General features: G+C 42.7%; 13 protein-coding genes. 5 read left to right on the top strand and 8 right to left on the bottom strand.

The window, feature by feature from the left end; translation table 11 throughout:
* Positions 1 to 66: 66 nt before the first annotated feature.
* On the bottom strand, positions 67 to 1,191 hold the full coding sequence (gene tgt, locus Xsto_RS06340) for a tRNA guanosine(34) transglycosylase Tgt (protein ID WP_099108731.1): 1,125 nt from the start codon (positions 1,189 to 1,191) through the stop codon (positions 67 to 69).
* Positions 1,192 to 1,808: 617 nt separating this feature from the next.
* Here tgt and Xsto_RS06335 point away from each other — a divergent pair.
* Positions 1,809 to 2,675: a phage tail protein gene (locus Xsto_RS06335; RefSeq protein ID WP_099124417.1), complete on the top strand. Its 867-nt coding sequence runs from the start codon at positions 1,809 to 1,811 to the stop codon at positions 2,673 to 2,675.
* A gap of 57 nt (positions 2,676 to 2,732) precedes the next feature.
* On the opposite strand, the gene queA is transcribed toward Xsto_RS06335, so the two are convergent.
* Positions 2,733 to 3,845, bottom strand: a complete 1,113-nt coding sequence (gene queA / locus Xsto_RS06330; RefSeq protein ID WP_099124416.1) for a tRNA preQ1(34) S-adenosylmethionine ribosyltransferase-isomerase QueA — start codon at positions 3,843 to 3,845, stop codon at positions 2,733 to 2,735.
* 105 nt (positions 3,846 to 3,950) lie between these two features.
* Here queA and Xsto_RS06325 point away from each other — a divergent pair, with 105 nt between their 5' ends.
* The 3 genes from Xsto_RS06325 (at position 3,951) to ggt (ending at position 7,466) form a co-directional block, all read left to right on the top strand.
* Positions 3,951 to 4,574: an acyl carrier protein phosphodiesterase gene (locus Xsto_RS06325; protein WP_099124415.1), complete on the top strand. Its 624-nt coding sequence runs from the start codon at positions 3,951 to 3,953 to the stop codon at positions 4,572 to 4,574.
* Between the two features lie 155 nt (positions 4,575 to 4,729).
* Entirely contained in the window at positions 4,730 to 5,332 is a 603-nt protein-coding gene (locus tag Xsto_RS06320) for a peroxiredoxin C (RefSeq protein ID WP_099108735.1), read from the top strand.
* Between the two features lie 370 nt (positions 5,333 to 5,702).
* Complete coding sequence (gene ggt, locus Xsto_RS06310) at positions 5,703 to 7,466, top strand: gamma-glutamyltransferase (protein WP_099124413.1); 1,764 nt, start codon at positions 5,703 to 5,705, stop codon at positions 7,464 to 7,466.
* A 106-nt stretch (positions 7,467 to 7,572) separates the two neighbouring features.
* On the opposite strand, the gene Xsto_RS06305 is transcribed toward ggt, so the two are convergent.
* From Xsto_RS06305 to phoB, 6 genes are all read right to left on the bottom strand, one after another.
* The gene (locus Xsto_RS06305) at positions 7,573 to 8,892 is read right to left on the bottom strand and encodes a sodium-dependent transporter (RefSeq protein WP_099108738.1); all 1,320 of its coding nucleotides are present in this window, start codon (positions 8,890 to 8,892) and stop codon (positions 7,573 to 7,575) included.
* Entirely contained in the window at positions 8,889 to 9,095 is a 207-nt protein-coding gene (locus Xsto_RS06300; protein WP_099124412.1) for a branched-chain amino acid transport system II carrier protein, read from the bottom strand. The genes Xsto_RS06305 and Xsto_RS06300 overlap by 4 nt, the downstream gene beginning before the upstream one ends.
* Before the next feature lie 1,094 nt (positions 9,096 to 10,189).
* Entirely contained in the window at positions 10,190 to 11,515 is a 1,326-nt protein-coding gene (brnQ, locus tag Xsto_RS06295) for a branched-chain amino acid transport system II carrier protein (protein WP_099124411.1), read from the bottom strand.
* A 558-nt stretch (positions 11,516 to 12,073) separates the two neighbouring features.
* Positions 12,074 to 13,414: a branched-chain amino acid transport system II carrier protein gene (gene brnQ / locus Xsto_RS06290; protein ID WP_099108741.1), complete on the bottom strand. Its 1,341-nt coding sequence runs from the start codon at positions 13,412 to 13,414 to the stop codon at positions 12,074 to 12,076.
* 389 nt (positions 13,415 to 13,803) lie between these two features.
* Positions 13,804 to 15,105: a phosphate regulon sensor histidine kinase PhoR gene (gene phoR, locus Xsto_RS06280; RefSeq protein ID WP_099108742.1), complete on the bottom strand. Its 1,302-nt coding sequence runs from the start codon at positions 15,103 to 15,105 to the stop codon at positions 13,804 to 13,806.
* A 98-nt stretch (positions 15,106 to 15,203) separates the two neighbouring features.
* On the bottom strand, positions 15,204 to 15,893 hold the full coding sequence (gene phoB / locus Xsto_RS06275; protein ID WP_099108743.1) for a phosphate regulon transcriptional regulator PhoB: 690 nt from the start codon (positions 15,891 to 15,893) through the stop codon (positions 15,204 to 15,206).
* Positions 15,894 to 16,198: 305 nt separating this feature from the next.
* Between phoB and sbcD the strand changes: the two genes are divergently transcribed.
* Positions 16,199 to 17,425: an exonuclease subunit SbcD gene (gene sbcD / locus Xsto_RS06270; protein WP_099124410.1), complete on the top strand. Its 1,227-nt coding sequence runs from the start codon at positions 16,199 to 16,201 to the stop codon at positions 17,423 to 17,425.
* Positions 17,426 to 17,430 lie beyond the last annotated feature (5 nt).

Genomic DNA, 17,430 nt, shown 5'->3' with positions numbered 1-17,430 from the left:
GACAGTGGCTCGATCAAAAACCAGCCCAATATGCTACACACATTGAGGCTGGTTAGTCACGCCAAATTATACATTTAACGGTGGAACGGGTTTACCGATCCGCTGATAAAACTCTTCAACAAACTGTTCCAGTCTGTCTTCTTCAATGGCTTGACGAATTCCAGCCATCAGACGCTGATAATACCTTAAATTATGTATCGTATTCAGCCTTGCACCAAGAATTTCGTTACAACGATCAAGGTGATGCAGATACGCACGACTATAATTCCGGCAAGTATAGCAGTCACAATGCTCATCTAATGGCGATGTGTCTTCTTTATGCTTCGCATTGCGGATCTTGATCACACCTTCCGTTACAAAAAGATGACCATTTCGGGCATTACGGGTCGGCATAACACAGTCAAACATATCAATGCCGCGACGAACACCTTCAACCAAATCTTCCGGCTTACCAACGCCCATTAAATAGCGTGGCTTATCCTGCGGAATTTGTGGGCAGACATGTTCCAAAATGCGATGCATATCTTCTTTTGGTTCACCCACAGCCAGACCACCCACTGCGTAACCATCAAAACCGATTTCCACCAGCCCTTTGACAGATACATCACGCAAATCTTCATAGACACTGCCCTGAATAATACCAAACAGCGCATTTTTATTGCCCAGCTCATCAAAACGCTGGCGGCTGCGTGCTGCCCAACGCAGTGACATTTCCATAGAACGTTTGGCATAATCCCAGTCCGCTGGGTATGGCGTACATTCATCAAAAATCATAACGATATCGGAACCCAGATCGTGCTGGATTTCCATTGATTTTTCCGGGCTGAGGAAAACAGGCGTTCCGTTAATAGGATTGCGGAAATGAACACCTTCTTCCTTAATCTTACGCATAGCACCGAGGCTAAAGACCTGAAAACCGCCGGAGTCAGTCAGAATCGGGCCGTGCCACTGCATAAAGTCATGCAAATCGCCATGCAGCTTCATAATTTCCTGACCCGGACGCAACCAAAGATGGAAAGTATTTCCCAGCAGGATTTGTGCTCCTGTATCTTTAACCTCTTCCGGTGTCATGCCTTTAACTGTGCCGTAAGTTCCCACTGGCATAAAGGCAGGTGTTTCCACTACACCACGATCAAAAATCAGACGGCCACGGCGGGCATGCCCATCCGTTTTTTGTAACTCAAATTTCACTTAACCTCCAGACATCAGAAAAACAGTCTGATGTTTGACTTAAAATGATGCATTCTAAACACTAATGACGCCACTGTACACGCCAGCCTTGTGATATACGGTATGTCAATATTTACGAATTTTTGTGCCATTCTTACTTCCTTGTGACACAATTTTGTCAAAGTTGACACATCATTAAAAAAGTTTGAAGGATATTAGGAAATTTTTGTGTGCCAAATGTGCCTCACCTTTTTGCTAACCTTCTGATATAGCTTCGGTCCAGAGGGTTCAAAAAAACTGCATGAAGCAGCTTATTTGAATTGACGGGTTTTAATCCAATATCAATGGTGTCAGCCTGCATTCATAAAGTGCCGCCAATGTTTCTGGTAAAAATAAAAAACACCAATAAACCAGAGATGAAACTTCCACCAATCCCATCAGTTATTTGATAAATTTGATTAATTACCTGCCTGTCATTGTATGTCATCCTGCAATAAAACATGCATCTATCAAATATCGTTTAAGACAGTTATTTCAGTATCGATAAACCACGTTATTGATATTCACTGGCGGAGAAGTCGTCCAACGCCTTTATGTTACTTGGCAATGTGTATTGTTGATTAAATGAGGGAATAACTATGCAAAATCAAAAGACTGACGTCGTTGTTTCAGAAGATAGTAACCTTGCTGTCGTTACAACACCGGAATATGTCAAAAAAGCGATTGCAGAACACGCTCAAAGCCGCAACCATCCAGATGCCACTCTACAAGATAAAGGTTTTACTATTCTGAGTAATGATACCGGCAGTGATAGCGAGACGATGGCGGCAACACCAAAAGCAGTTAAAACGGCTTATGAGTTGGCGAATACGGCAAACAATAACGCTAATAATGCGAACAATGCGGCTAATAGTGCAAATGACAATGCTAATACTCGCTTAGCAAAGGATCAGAACGGGGCTGACATACCGGATAAGAAAGAATTTGTTAAAAACCTTGGAATAGAAACAGTCATGGAAGGATTATCCTTGCCTGTTGGCGTTCCTGTACCCTGGCCAACAGAAACACCACCAGAGGGTTGGCTGATATGTAATGGTAACTCATTTGATCCTGTAAGATACCCGAAACTTGCGCTTGCTTATCCCTCTGGTGTACTACCCGATCTGCGAGGAGAGTTTATTCGCGGTTGGGATAATAGCCGAGGAGTGGATACTGGCCGACATTTACTTTCTAATCAAGCAGCAGATATTGCGCCACATAACCACAGAATTCACCGCATGTGGTCTAGATCCACTGCTGGAGCTGAGAATTTAGGGACAGGAAACGCCATTTTTAATAGCGTTCAAAAAAACATTAACTATGGTGCTGATCCCAGAGGATTAGGCATTGCCATAGGGATGGGATCTGGTGGTTATGGTTATATGGATAATGCGGTGGCTAACTCAACAGGAAAAGAAACTCGCCCCCGTAACATAGCCTTTAATTATATAGTCAGAGCTGCTTAATTATGAATAACCATTTAACCCGCAATTTTCTGCGGGTTAATCATTCCCTCAATCCATCTATTCAGATTGATCAATATCAGTGGCAACCTCTACCATCTCTTTTGCAGCTATTGAGTTGCGATTAATAAACATCGCATCACCATAACTAAAGAAGCGATACTTTTCAGTTACTGCTTCCTTATAAGCGCTCATGGTATTTTTATAACCCGCAAATGCAGAAACCAACATGATTAAAGTGGATTCCGGCAAATGGAAATTGGTAATCAGAGTGTCAACAACCTGATATTCAAACCCCGGATAGATAAAAATTTGGGTATCATCAAAAAACGGGGCAATCAGCCCATCCTGACAAGCTCGGGCCGCACTTTCCAGCGAGCGGACGGATGTTGTCCCCACAGCTACAACTTTATTACCACGGGCCTTACATGCCAGTACCGCATCAACAACATTCTGCGGTACTTCTGCATACTCAGCGTGCATTATATGGTCTTCGATGGTATCCACACGCACCGGCTGAAAAGTCCCCGCTCCGACATGCAGAGTGACAAACGCCATTTCGACACCTTTTTCACGTAAGGCAGCCAAAAGCGGCTCATCAAAGTGCAATCCGGCAGTCGGTGCAGCAACGGCGCCCGGACGCTCATTGTATACCGTCTGGTATAATTCCTTATCTGATTCTTCATCAGGGCGGGCAATATAAGGCGGCAATGGCATATGACCGATTTCATCCAGAATGGTCAATACATCACGCTCATCATCGAAACAAATCTCAAATAAAGCATCGTGGCGGGCCAGCATGGTAGCCTTAACGATCTGATTACCATCAAGCGCTTTATCTTCGCCGAGGATCAGTTCAGTACCCTCTTTTGGAGCCTTGGATGCACGAACGTGAGCGAGTACTCGCTTATCATCCAACATCCTTTCGACCAAAACTTCTAATTTGCCACCTGTTGCCTTACGGCCAAACAGGCGGGCAGGAATAACCCGGGTGTTATTGAAAACCAGCAGATCACCTGCTTCCAGTTTATTCAGCACATCAGTAAAAATACCGTGAGTCAGCTCCCCCGTTTCCCCATCAAGGGAGAGCAAGCGGCAGCCACTGCGCTGTGGTTGGGGATAATGAGCAATTAACTCTTCTGGCAGTTCAAATGTAAAATCAGCGACACGCATTTTATCTGTATCATTCAAAAAAACAGGCGGACTAGTCTAGTGCTGCACGGGCAATGGTGCAAGAAAGAAGCATATTAGTTTAACTATTTGCGTTATACTCTCACCATGAATTTTCTCGCACACCTCCATTTAGCTACATTATCTGAAAGCTCTCTGCTGGGTAATTTAATGGCGGATTTTGTCCGTGGAGCCCCGGAAGGCCGGTTCGCTCCTGATGTTGTCTCGGGCATTCGACTTCATCGCAGGATAGACAGCCTGACAGATAGTCATCCGCTGGTCATCGAAGCCCGGACTCTATTTCGTAGCGAATATCGGCGCGTAGCTCCTATAACCCTTGATATCATCTGGGATCATTTTCTGTCCAAGCACTGGAACAAACTCGAAAAGAACTACTCCTTGCCTGAGTTTGTGCAGCTAGCGCGCAATCAAATAGAGCCTCACCTCAGTGTTACCCCTGAAAAATTTCAGGAGCTGAATCAATACCTCTGGTCACAAAATCTGCTTATCCGTTACGCTGATCTGACATGCATTGCCAATGTGCTACAGGGTATGGCACGCAGACGCCCTAAATTATCCGCACTGGCAGGTTCTTATCAGGATATCGAAGAGCATTACTCTGATTTTGAAACACTATTCTGGCAGTTTTATCCGCAAATGATGGATCTTGTGATGAACAACAGCCTGCACGGACAGGAAATTTCGCCAGAACCTTGCACTTTTTCCAAATAGCTTTATCTTATGGTAGGCTAAAAGGAATTAAAAATAGATTATTGATAGGTAAAAACTATTATATCAATTGGTAATTTATCCTTTATTGCTATCACTTAATTCCTTATGCTGTAACCCGTTTCCACAAACACCTACAGAATTTTTAGGAGTCAATTATGGTTTTAGTAACCCGCCAAGCCCCTGATTTTACAGCTTCTGCAGTTCTCGGTAACGGCGAAATCGTTAATAACTTCAACCTGAAAAATCACCTGAATGGTCGTCCAGCTGTTATCTTCTTCTGGCCAATGGACTTCACTTTCGTTTGTCCTTCTGAGCTGATTGCTTTCGACCATCGTTATGAAGAATTCCAAAAACGTGGTTTTGAAGTTATTGGTGTTTCTTTCGACTCTGAGTTCGTTCACAACGCATGGCGTAAAACTCCAATCAGCGAAGGCGGCATTGGCGAAGTTAAATACCCAATGGTTGCTGACATCAAACGTGACATCATGAAAGCATACGGCATTGAGCATCCAGAAGCGGGTGTTGCTCTGCGTGGTTCTTTCCTGATTGATAAAAATGGTGTTGTTCGTCATCAGGTTGTTAACGATCTGCCACTGGGCCGTAACATTGACGAAATGCTGCGTATGGTTGACGCACTGCAATTCCACGAAGAACACGGCGAAGTTTGCCCTGCACAGTGGGCAAAAGGCCAAGAAGGTATGGGCGCTTCTCCTGAAGGCGTAGCAAAATACCTGACTAAAAATGCTGACAAACTGTAATCTTCGTCAGTATTCAATCCTTTAATAGCATCACATTGTTAACGGATTTTATAAACCAGCCGCACTGTCGGCTGGTTTTTTCTTATCCATTGTCTTGCAGGCTGCCTCTTTGTTAGTTGCACTCACTTGCCACAATCACACAGTTTTTTTACTTGTTTTTTACTTGTTTTTTACTTGCCGCCGCGAAGTAACTTCAAATCCGAAGTATGCAAATGAAGATTCATTATTAAATATTCCGAATTATTGACTGACACATAGAAAATCATCTTCCAAAAATCCTGAGCTTCCGATAATGTTATATTACAAATAATTAACATAACCTTATAACCTTTTGGGCCTTCCCCTACAGCCCAAAAATCAGGAGGAAAATATGTCCAAAACATGGAAAATTCCGTTCATCGTCGCCTCACTATTCGTTTCATCCTCTCTTTACGCAGCCACCGGACTGGCAGTTGAAGCCAAGCAGGGCATGGTTGTCAGTGCACAACATCTGGCATCCCAGGTGGGTGTTGATATTCTCAAAATGGGTGGTAACGCTATTGATGCCGCTGTTGCTGTAGGCTATGCAGAAGCTGTCGTTAACCCCTGCTGCGGTAATATCGGTGGTGGTGGTTTCATGACCATCCATCTGGCAGATGGTACAGATAAATTTATTAATTTCCGTGAAACAGCACCTGCGGCGGCCAGTGCCGATATGTATCTGGACAAAGACGGTAATGTTATCAAAGGAGCCAGCCTGTACGGGTACTACGCTGTTGGTGTACCGGGAACAGTTATGGGGCTGGATACTGCGCTACAAAAATACGGTACATTAACCCGCGAACAAGTAATGGCTCCGGCCATCAAGCTGGCTCGTGAAGGTTACATCCTGACCCGTGGTGATACCGATATTATGGATACCACAGTCAAACGTTTTGCTCAGGATCCAGAAGCTGCCCGAATTTTTCTGCGTAAAGATGGCACTCCATTCCAGCCCGGAGACAAATTAATTCAGACTGATTTAGCCAACACGCTGGAAATGATTGCCAAGCAAGGACCGGATGTTTTCTATCATGGCAAAATTCCTCAAATCATTGAAGAAACTTCAGAGAAATCAGGCGGGATCATCAAAGCAGCTGATTTTGCCAATTATACTATTACCGAAACAGCGCCCGTTACCTGTAGCTATCGCGGATATAAATTTATCTCTGCGCCTCCACCCAGTTCCGGCGGGGTCACACTATGTGAAATACTGAACATTGTTGAAGGTTATGACCTGAAATCGATGGGGTTCAACTCAGCAGCCTATATTCACACCCTGACTGAAGCCATGCGCCATGCTTACATCGACAGAAACACTTATCTCGGCGACCCTGCATTTATTAAAAACCCGCTTGATCGCTTGTTAAGCAAAAGTTATGCAGAATCCATCCGTAAAGAGATCCAGCCGAACAAAGCGACACCTTCCAAATTGGTGCAACCGGGTATTGGTCCGCATGAAAAACCGGAAACAACGCATTATTCTGTGGTAGATAAAGATGGTAATGCGGTATCAACAACTTATACCATTAATGGGCGCTTTGGCGCTGTCGTTATTGCACCGGGAACCGGCTTTTTCCTCAATGATGAAATGGATGATTTCACCACGAAAATTGGCGCGAAAAACATGTATGGTCTGGTTCAGGGAGCAACCAACTCCATTGCCCCCGGTAAGCGCCCACTATCATCAATGAGCCCGACATTAGTGACCAAAGATAATAAAATTTTTCTGGTTTTAGGTTCTCCGGGGGGTTCAAGAATTATCTCCATTACTTTACAGGCCGCACTGAATATCATTGACTTTGATATGCCGCCACAAGAAGCCGTGAACAGCCCACGTATTCATCACCAATGGCTGCCAGATGAAGTCTATTATGAGCAGCGTGGTCTTTCGAAAGATACCTTAAATCTGCTGGAAAAAATGGGCTATAAAATGGTGGAGCAGACTCCATGGGGTGCAACTGAATTAATCATGATAGGTTTGCCGGGTGCAGCCGGAGTTTCTCCGGTCAACTCATCAGGTAATGACTCTGCTGTTTCAGGCAAGGTCCGCGAAGGATATATCTATGGAGCCAATGATGTACGGCGACCAGCCGGTGCAGCCATCGGCTATTAAAAACAATACCCTCAGCTAAAAAACGCAGTTAAAAAAATAAGGGTGGGCATTCAAATGCCCACCCTTATTTATTTTAGCTATTTTTCAAAGCCACTCAGATAGTGTGTTAGCTAGGCATAAGACCGTGTACTAAAATCACCCCAATGCATAATGGCCCGACATATCTCCATATAAACAGTAAACACTGGCGGCTCCGCGATGGCATATTCTCAGGAATTAAATCATTAGCCTTACGTGACCAGCCAAATACGAGGCAAATGATAATCCCGAACAATGGCATCAGAACATTGGACGTAATGAAATCCAGCATGTCAAAGATGGTTTTTCCACCTAATGTAACGTGACTTAGCGGGCCAAAAGATAAGGAAACAGGGATCCCCATTAACATAATCGATGCCGTAACGACTAAGCTTGCTTTACGGCGCCGCCATTTAAAACGACTCTGAACATAAGCAACAATGTGCTCAAGTAATGAAATTGCTGAGGTCAGTGCGGCCATCAGTAATAACAAAAAGAACGTGACTGCTAGAATTGAACCACCGGGCAGACTCGCAAAATAAATTGGCATTGTCATGAACGTTAAGCCGGGGCCTGCATTGGGTTGTAAACCAGCCGCAGCCAAAGCAGGAAAAATCATCAGACCAGCCAATACACAGACCAAACAGGAGAGGATTACAACCCAGATACTCGACCTACAAATACCTTTGTTACTCGGTAAATAGGAACTATAAGTAATGTGGATACCCAAACCGATAGAAAGTGAAAAGAATGCCAGCCCTAATGCATCTAAAACACCTTTTCCGGTCAATTTATTGAAGTCTGGGTATAAAAATAATTTTAGACCTTCTGATGAGCCGGGTAAGCGGATACCAACAATAATCAGCATTATCATGATCAGGAATAACATTGGCATCATGACCTTAACTGCTTTTTCCAAGCCTTTTTGCACACCAGATAGCACTACGTAACAAGTTAGCCCTGAAAATGCCAGATGTGCAATTATCGGCCACCAAGGATCACTAATGAAATTGGTGAAAATAGATGTCAGTTGAGAGGTATCTGTAATATTTAATTGGCCTGTGCCCGCCATCACCGTATAACCGATGGTCCAGCCACCGACAACACTGTAGAAACTATAGATACACCATGAGCTCAGTACACCTATAAAGCCAACCCATCCCCAGTGTTTACCGAGTAATTTTTTAAACGCATTAACAGCCACTTCACTTGTACTACTGCCCAGTATATTTTCAGCTAACAGGACAGCTAGTCCAATCACAAAACTAAACAATAAAAATACAATCAGAAATGCACCACCACCATTTGTGGCTGAAACATAAGAGAATTTCCAAATGGCACCAATGCCAACGGCAGATCCGGTTGCTGCTAATATATGTCCCAAACGGGAAGTCCATTGTTGACTCATGCTAACCCCCGAACAGATACGGTGCCAGCACATGTATCCAGTTCCACAGCAGTCAGCAAAAGAGCCGCATCAGCGTTCCAAACACGCTCACTTGCCTTCAGGTTAACCATAGATGGGGAAATCGTATCTTCTGCCCCGCGGGATGAGGCAAAGGTCATAAAACCGAATGCCCAAATATCTTTAGATGATAAACAGTATGTCATAATAATTGTTAACTTATTGTTTTAAATACAATTACAGATAAGATAGTAACCAATGCAGTTAATTGAGTTCCACTCGCGAAACTGGATCCTGACCCAACAATCAGTGGTAGCATCATATTCACTAATCCCCGCAAGATACAAAATGATAGCGATAAAAACAGCCACAATCGCCAATAACTATCTCTAGATAAGGTGTCACTTATCCAAACAGCGTTTAAGTGTCTCCATTATCTCGTCGATATTATTGTGTAATGAGTCTGTTAGTATCTCATTTATGTTCTGAATCATCTTGACCCAGAATAGATATGACGGAGCAGTGGATTATCGTAGATAATGCCACGATATACTGTTGGGTGCTACGTTTAGTGTTTTCACTCAATCTAATGAGCCTCACGCTCGTTGCCATCAATTAAAGTAGTGCAAACTCCACCACGTTCGGCATACCTAATGCCGGAAGTCATCAGAAGAAAGCATCGCAATCTGGTAAAATAACTACCTATATATTCCTTAAGTACCTAAATATATATAATTTTTCGTTAATACCAAAAAGGTGATATTTAAGCTCACATTAATATTAAAGAATATTGACTCAATAAATATAATCTGAGTAAACGTATAAAGGTGCCGAAATAGTTACTCTGATTGAGCAAACTCATAGCCCTATCGAATCCGCTCCCCCCCTTGACTAACACGCTATTAATGCTATAAAACTTAAAATTGTCAATTCATTTTTATATCCAACTATATTTTATAGGGGATTAATTTTTATTATTAAACTCATGAATGATTTTCCTGCTTGGAAAAAATTATTAGCATTAATTACCCCATAATGGTATTCAGCCTTACCTTTACACTCACCAGAAAAACTTCAGAACACTCGACAGTAATTACCTTTCTTTCAAACTTTTTACTTACATTATTTTGGAGATTTATAATATCGCTTATCAAGCGAAACAAAATTCTATTTACTGTTCAATAACGCAATTATCTTTTAAAAATAATAGATAACCCATAAAGGTAAAAAGCGGCACAAATTAGTGCCGCTTATCGTTTCTAAAAATAAAATTAACGAATAATAATCGCTTCTATTTCTGCTATACCTCGTACTTTGGAATTTTTCTTTCTGCCACAATAAGGTCATAAATAGCAAATATACCCACCGACGACAAAGTCGGAATTAGCCATGCCAGTCCTTGGTCAGCCAGAGGGAGATGTGTCGCCCATTCCGGCAAAAAATGAACAAGATAATTTGAAGCCTTAGCTGCATCCAGCACCCCAAACATCAGACTCACCAGCATAGCCGGAGCCAGTATCCGGGAAAAGTTATTCCACAAACCACTGGTGAAACTCAATAGTACTAACACAATACAAGGTGGATAAATTGCTGTAAGCACCGGAATTGAAAACGTAATCAAATGGCTCAACCCCAGATTGGAAACCAGCATGGAGAAAAAAGCCAATAATAAAACCATTGCACGATACGACAATGGCAGGTAACGACTGAAGAACTCAGCACAGGAGCAAGTTAAGCCAATTGCAGTCGTCATACAGGCCATAAAGATCAGTACCGCAAGGAGAAAACTGCCATAGTTACCAAAAGTATTCTGAACATAAGCATGTAAGATCACTGCACCATTCTCAGCATTAGGTACTAATGCACCGCTACCTTCACCTAATTTGAAAAAAGAGAGGTAAGCCAGCGTAAGAAAAAGCCCTGCGATTAAGCCTGCATATATGGTGTAGCGAGTCAGTAATGCAGAAGACTCCACTCCTCTGGAACGCACAGTATTAACAATCACAATACCAAAAACCATTGCCCCCAGAGTATCCATAGTCAGGTAACCATTCACAAAACCATTTGAGAATGGCATTTCCTGATAAACATCAGTCGCCGGAATCGGATTACCTGCCGGCCACAATATAGCTGCAATCCCCAGAATAACTAATGCAGACATCTTAATAGGCGCTAATATACGTCCAACATTATCCAATAATTTACCGGGATAAAGAGATATCAGGATCATCAACAGAAAATAGATGACACTGTAAATGAAAAGCGGAAGTTTGCCGCCTCCGGTTATTGGCGCAATACCGACTTCAAAAGAAACCGTTGCCGTTCTCGGTGTTGCAAATAGTGGGCCAACCGCCAAATAACAGACAGTAGCCAATATCAAACCCGCCGTTTTCCCCATGGGAGAACTCAGCGCTTCAATACCGCCACCGACTTTCGCTAGCGCAATAACAGTGATAACAGGCAGACCAACAGCGGTCAGCAAAAAGCCAGCAGCTGCAATCCAAACATTCTCTCCGGCCTGTAAGCCAACCATAGGCGGAAAGATAATATTTCCCGCCCCGACGAATAAGGCAAAGGTCATAAAACCTAATGCCAAAATATCTTTAGATGATAAACGATGTGCCATAGTGATTGATAATATATTATTGTTTAAAATTACATATGAAATGATAAGTGCTATAAACGCGGTTACGAAATGTAAATAAAAAAACCGCTATAAGCACCGAATTTTCATTGGTAAACTGAATTTTTACTTTAATTCTGAGAGGAGCTTATGCTCAGTGATAAGCACATGCTACCCAATCAGAGTAACAACCAGAATCGCCAACAAACAAGTATAAGTAAAGCGTTTATATCGCAAAAAGGCAAGTAGCAAACCAAAAAGCAGAGCAATATTCCAAATTAAATTTCAAACATGGTGGTTACTCTTATCTATAATTGAATGCTTAATATATGATTTTCATTTTCCCATTATTTTTTACTAATAAGTCTGAATTTAAAAAAACACTTTCTAATAATGATTAAATTCACCAGAGTTTTTTTCATTATGAATAAAATTCGGTTTTATATTTACTGATAAGCACAATTATTTTAGTGAAAAAATGAACAACAAAAACACCACAGCATAAATCCATGCTGTGGTGTTTCATTTTCTTATTACTACAAAAACATCAAAATATAATAATCAGCTTTGTCCCTGCTGGATTTCATGCTTTGGGAGTTTGGCTTCTCCCGCAATGCGATCATAAAGAGCAAATACAACCACTGACAGCAGAGTTGGTATTAACCATGCCAGACCTTTATCTGCTAAAGGTAGATGAGTGGCCCACTCTGGCAGCAAATGTAACAGGTAATGAGATGATTTAATGGCATCCAAAATCCCAAACATCAGGCTTACCAGCATAGCAGGGGCCAGAATACGGGTAAAATTATGCCACCAGCGGTTAGTAAAACTCAGCAATATCAGCGCAATACAAGGGGGATAAATTGCCGTAAGTACCGGAATTGAAAACGTAATCAGATGACTCAGCCCCAGATTGGAAACCAACATGGAAAAGAGCCCCAAAAGTAAGACCAGAGTGCGATAAGAAAGTGACAGATAGCGGCTGAAAAACTCAGCACAGGCACAAGTTAAGCCTATTGCAGTTACCATACAAGCAATAAAGATCAGTATCGCAAGGAAGAAACTGCCATAGTTACCAAAAATATTCTGAACATAGGCATGCAGAATAGCCGCACCATTGTCAGCCGTAGGTACTAAGTCGCCACTACCCTCTCCCAGTTTGAACAAAGAAAGGTAAACCAGAGTCAGACAAAATCCTGCAATCAAACCTGCCCACATAGTATAACGCGTCAGTAATGAAGAAGATTTCACTCCTCTAGAGCGTGCAGCATTGACAATAACAATGCCAAATACCATCGCCGCCAGAGTATCCATTGTCAGATAGCCATTCACAAAGCCGTTTGAAAACGGAATCTCCTGATAAGTATCAATGGCAGGAATAGGATGCCCTGCCGGCCATAGTACAGCAGCACCTCCAAGAATCACCAGTGCCGCTATTTTGATTGGTGCCAGAACATGCCCGACGCTATCCAATAACTTGCCCGGATATAGCGAAACCAAAATCACCAGCAAAAAATAAATAACACTATAGATAAAAAGTGGAAGGTCGCCTGAACCTGTTAACGGAGCAATACCCACTTCAAAAGAAACTGTTGCTGTTCTCGGCGTTGCGAATAACGGACCAACAGCCAAATAGCAGATCGTTGCCAGTATTAAACCCGCTGTTTTACCGATAGGAGAACTCAGCGCTTCAATACCGCCACCGACTTTTGCCAGGGCAATAACAGTGATAACAGGCAAACCTACAGCCGTAAGCAAAAAACCAGCAGCAGCGACCCAAACATGTTCACCTGCCTGTAAGCCAACCATAGGTGGGAAAATGATATTTCCCGCACCAACAAACAGGGCAAAGGTCATAAAGCCTAATGCCCAAATATCCTTAGATGATAAACGATGTGTCATAATGATTGTTACATTATTGTTGCTAAAAGAATTGCATATACAATAGGAAATATTGCAAGCACTTGAATTTTCACTGGCGAAACTGGATCCTGATGAAACAGTCAGTAATTAGTATCATATTTACTGATACTTGTTAGATACAAAATGATAGTGGTAATAACAGGTAGAATCGCCAACAACTGCCCACAAGTAAAACTTTTATAGCGTTAAAAGGCAAGTAACAAACCGAAAAGCAGAGCAATATTTCAAACTAATTTCAAAATTAGTGATTATTATCATCTATCATTGATTACACCCTATATGATTTGCACTTTTTTTGCCCACATTGGCTAATAAATCATTTTATTGCCTGTATTATTACCATTTAATTTTATTAACCTTATGATTTTTTAATCAGTTTCTGTATCAGGAGCAATACACTGCAGAGGTAATAAAAAGCTGAATACAGAACCTTTCCCGACCGTACTTGTGATATCAAGATGAGTATTGTAGTGGTGTAAGGCATGTTTCACGATCGCCAGCCCCAACCCGCTTCCACCCGCTCTTCTCGAACGTGAACGTTCAACGCGATAGAAACGCTCTGTCAGGCGCGGTAAATGTTCAGGGCTGATCCCGGGTCCATTATCCTCGACTTTAAACAGCGCTCCATGAACTGTTCTCAACCAACTGACCTCTATGCGGGTTCCTTGTTCGGTATGGTTAATAGCGTTATGGATAAGATTCGACATTGCGCTTCTGAGCTGCTCTTCACTTCCGAGCACATATAGTGTGTTATCGACATTAAATACAATATCATGCTGTTTATCTGCCAATGTCTGTACTTCCTGCTCTAATAAAGCCAGCATAGCCGGAACATCGACCATATTGTGCACATCTACCTTTGAGCCACTCTCAATTCTGGAAAGATGTAGTAACTGACTGACCAGAGAATCCATTCTCCGTACCTGCTCCTGCATAGTACCCACTACTTTCTGACTTGCTTTCCCGCTGAGCTCCTGATCCTGCATCATTTCCAGATAACCCTGTAGCACTGTTAACGGCGTTTTCAGTTCATGACTGGCATTTGCGAAAAAATCACGACGGGAGTTTTCCAACCGTCTTTTTTGCGTGATGTCACGGGCAATCATCAATAATTGATTTTCCGAGTAAGGCATCAACTGAAATTCCACGATATGACCATTATTTAATTCAAGAGAGAGAGGAGAAGTAAAATCACCCGCTACCATATAACGGCTGAAATCAGGGTAGCGAAGAAGATTGAAAATAGACTGCCGATTATCCTCTGGCCAGCGAAACCCTAATAAATGCTGAGCCAGACGGTTACACCAGAAAATATTCCCTTCCACTGTCATCATTACCAAAGCATCCGGCAATGATTCTGCGCCACTGCGGAACCGTTTAATTAATAATGCCAGTTCCCTGCGTCGCTTACGATTACGTTGCTGTAACTGGTAAATACCATAGAAAACTGGTTCCCATCCTCCCCTGCCAGTCGGAGGCAACATACTGCGATCAAGCCAGAGCCAGTCAGATAACTTCAGTAAGTTATAGCCATGCCATACTAATGCCAGAAGTAATGCAATAACCAGTAACCACGCCAGTTGGCCGACAAAGAAAGACAAAATCACTGCGGGCAGACAGAAAATAAATAACCCCAGTACCAGCTTTTTCCAGGATAATCTCTCAAGCACTTAACTCTCTCCAGTACAGGTTTGTTGTTTTTCAAGTTGCCTCATTATTGGCTTCTCAAACTGAATTTATGTAGGTAGCCAAAACCTGACCGGAAAGGTTAATAACGGGTAGAAAAGCGATAGCCTGTGCCACGAACAGTCTGCACCATTTTATCATGTCCACCCATTTCTAGTGCCTTACGCAAGCGGCGAATATGTACATCTACCGTGCGATCCTCTACATAAACATTCGCTCCCCACACATAGTTGAGCAACTGCTCGCGACTATAAACACGCTCCGGGTGCGTCATGAAAAAATGAAGAAGTTTGAATTCGGTTGGTCCCATATCAACACTTTGCCCCTGACTGGAAACACGGTGAGATATAGAATCCAGCATCAGTCCTTCTATATTGATAATATCTTCTGCTGCCATAGGGGAGATACGACGCAATACAGCTTTAACGCGGGCAATTAACTCTCTGGGGGAAAATGGCTTGGTAATATAATCATCAGCACCAACATCAAACCCACGCACTCGATCTTCCTCTTCCCCCCGTGCAGTCACCATCATGACAGGAATATCTTTGGTGGGGTTATTACGCTTCATCTGTTTGATAATTTGTATTCCTGAACCACCTGGTAACATCCAGTCCAACAGGACTAAATCAGGATAAGGTTCAGACAAACACCCTACGGCAGTGTCATAATCTTCTGCTTCAACAGGCTCATATCCGTTTTGCTCCAGAACAAAACAGACCATTTCACGAATTGGGGCTTCATCTTCAACAACCAAAATACGTCTAACCATGGTTAATCCTGTCAGTATGATTGAAGTCAGCAAAATTCACAGTGAACTATTGTGAGTCAATTTTATTACAGTTTTATGAAATAGATTTCATCTTAATCATAAAACTGTAACCAACCTTACGAGGAATTTATCAACCAATTACTCTATTTCATTGCCATTGCGAAGCCGCTCGAAAATCTGTGAATGAAATTATAATTACCCACGACATCCGCAGAACACACATTATAATTAACATCTGAACAGGGCAGGCTGGACGCAAGGACAGCGCAGAGCAGTAACACAGGCAAGATAAGCAGAGCAAAAATATGCGGATTATTCATACGTCAGACTGGCATCTTGGGCAATATTTCTTTACTAAAAACCGTGCGGCAGAGCATCAGCACTTCTTACAGTGGCTTATCAGACAAATAAATGAACATCAGGTTGATGCCCTGATTATTGCCGGAGATGTTTTCGATACAGGTTCTCCGCCCAGCTATGCCCGGGAACTGTACAACAGATTTGTGGTAGACCTACAATCCACTGGCTGTCAGCTTGTCATTCTTGGAGGAAACCACGACTCCGTCGCAACACTCAATGAATCAAAAACCCTGTTCTCTTATCTGAATACCACTGTTATTGCCTGTGCTGAAACTGATACCCAACAGCAAATTAAGGTATTGAATAACAAAAATGGTCAGGCTGGAGCCATTCTGTGCGCTATTCCTTATCTACGCCCGCGAGATATTATGTTCAGTAAAGCAGGCCAGTCAGCCATACAGAAACAACAGGCTTTACAGGATGCCATCTCTGCACATTACCACCAGCTCTACCAACAGGCGTGTAGCTTACGGGAGCAGCTTGGCCAATCTCTGCCGATTATTGCAACCGGGCATTTAACCACAGTTGGAGCCTCCACAACTGACTCCGTGCGGGATATTTATATTGGCACATTGGATGCCTTCCCGGCACAAGCATTCCCTCCTGCTGACTATATTGCTCTGGGGCATATTCACCGCCCTCAGTCTGTCAATAAAACTGAGCATATCCGTTATAGCGGTTCTCCCATTCCATTGAGTTTTGATGAAGTTGGACAAGAGAAAAGTGTCTGTCTGGCGGATTTCAAGGAAGATAAATTCAATCGCCTCACCCTGTTACCTGTCCCGAATTATCAACCAATGCAACTCATTCGGGGTAATCTGCAACAAATAGAAGAGCAATTACACACTTTCAGTGACTATCAGGGAGAGCGCCCTGTCTGGCTGGATATTGAAGTAGCAACGCAGGATTATCTGCATGACATTCAGAAACGTATTCAAACTATGGCTGCGGATTTACCTGTAGAAATTATTCTGTTGCGCCGCAGCAAAAGTGCTCGTCAAATCTCATTATCAGAGAAAAATAAAGAGACGCTGACTGAATTAAGCGTTTCCGAAGTTTTCGAACGACGGCTGGCTATGGCTGAAATTGACGATCAGCCAAAAAAACAGCGCCTGACGACTCTGTTCAGGCAAACATTGTATGATATTACTCAGCAGCGTACACAGAAATAATAGTC

The organism is Xenorhabdus stockiae (assembly GCF_002632825.1).
Lineage (GTDB): Bacteria > Pseudomonadota > Gammaproteobacteria > Enterobacterales > Enterobacteriaceae > Xenorhabdus > Xenorhabdus stockiae.
The sequence above is the reverse complement of the archived record's forward strand: the minus strand, read 5'-3'. Positions and strand labels throughout refer to the sequence as shown.

Coding starts and splice junctions, on each gene's coding strand:
- Xsto_RS06335 (WP_099124417.1), top strand. CDS start 1,809: ATGCAAAATCAAAAGACTGACGTCGTTGTTTCAGAAGATAGTAACCTT.
- queA (WP_099124416.1), bottom strand. CDS start 3,845: ATGCGTGTCGCTGATTTTACATTTGAACTGCCAGAAGAGTTAATTGCT.
- Xsto_RS06325 (WP_099124415.1), top strand. CDS start 3,951: ATGAATTTTCTCGCACACCTCCATTTAGCTACATTATCTGAAAGCTCT.
- Xsto_RS06320 (WP_099108735.1), top strand. CDS start 4,730: ATGGTTTTAGTAACCCGCCAAGCCCCTGATTTTACAGCTTCTGCAGTT.
- ggt (WP_099124413.1), top strand. CDS start 5,703: ATGTCCAAAACATGGAAAATTCCGTTCATCGTCGCCTCACTATTCGTT.
- Xsto_RS06305 (WP_099108738.1), bottom strand. CDS start 8,892: ATGAGTCAACAATGGACTTCCCGTTTGGGACATATATTAGCAGCAACC.
- Xsto_RS06300 (WP_099124412.1), bottom strand. CDS start 9,095: ATGACATACTGTTTATCATCTAAAGATATTTGGGCATTCGGTTTTATG.
- brnQ (WP_099124411.1), bottom strand. CDS start 11,515: ATGGCACATCGTTTATCATCTAAAGATATTTTGGCATTAGGTTTTATG.
- brnQ (WP_099108741.1), bottom strand. CDS start 13,414: ATGACACATCGTTTATCATCTAAGGATATTTGGGCATTAGGCTTTATG.
- phoB (WP_099108743.1), bottom strand. CDS start 15,893: ATGGTTAGACGTATTTTGGTTGTTGAAGATGAAGCCCCAATTCGTGAA.
- sbcD (WP_099124410.1), top strand. CDS start 16,199: ATGCGGATTATTCATACGTCAGACTGGCATCTTGGGCAATATTTCTTT.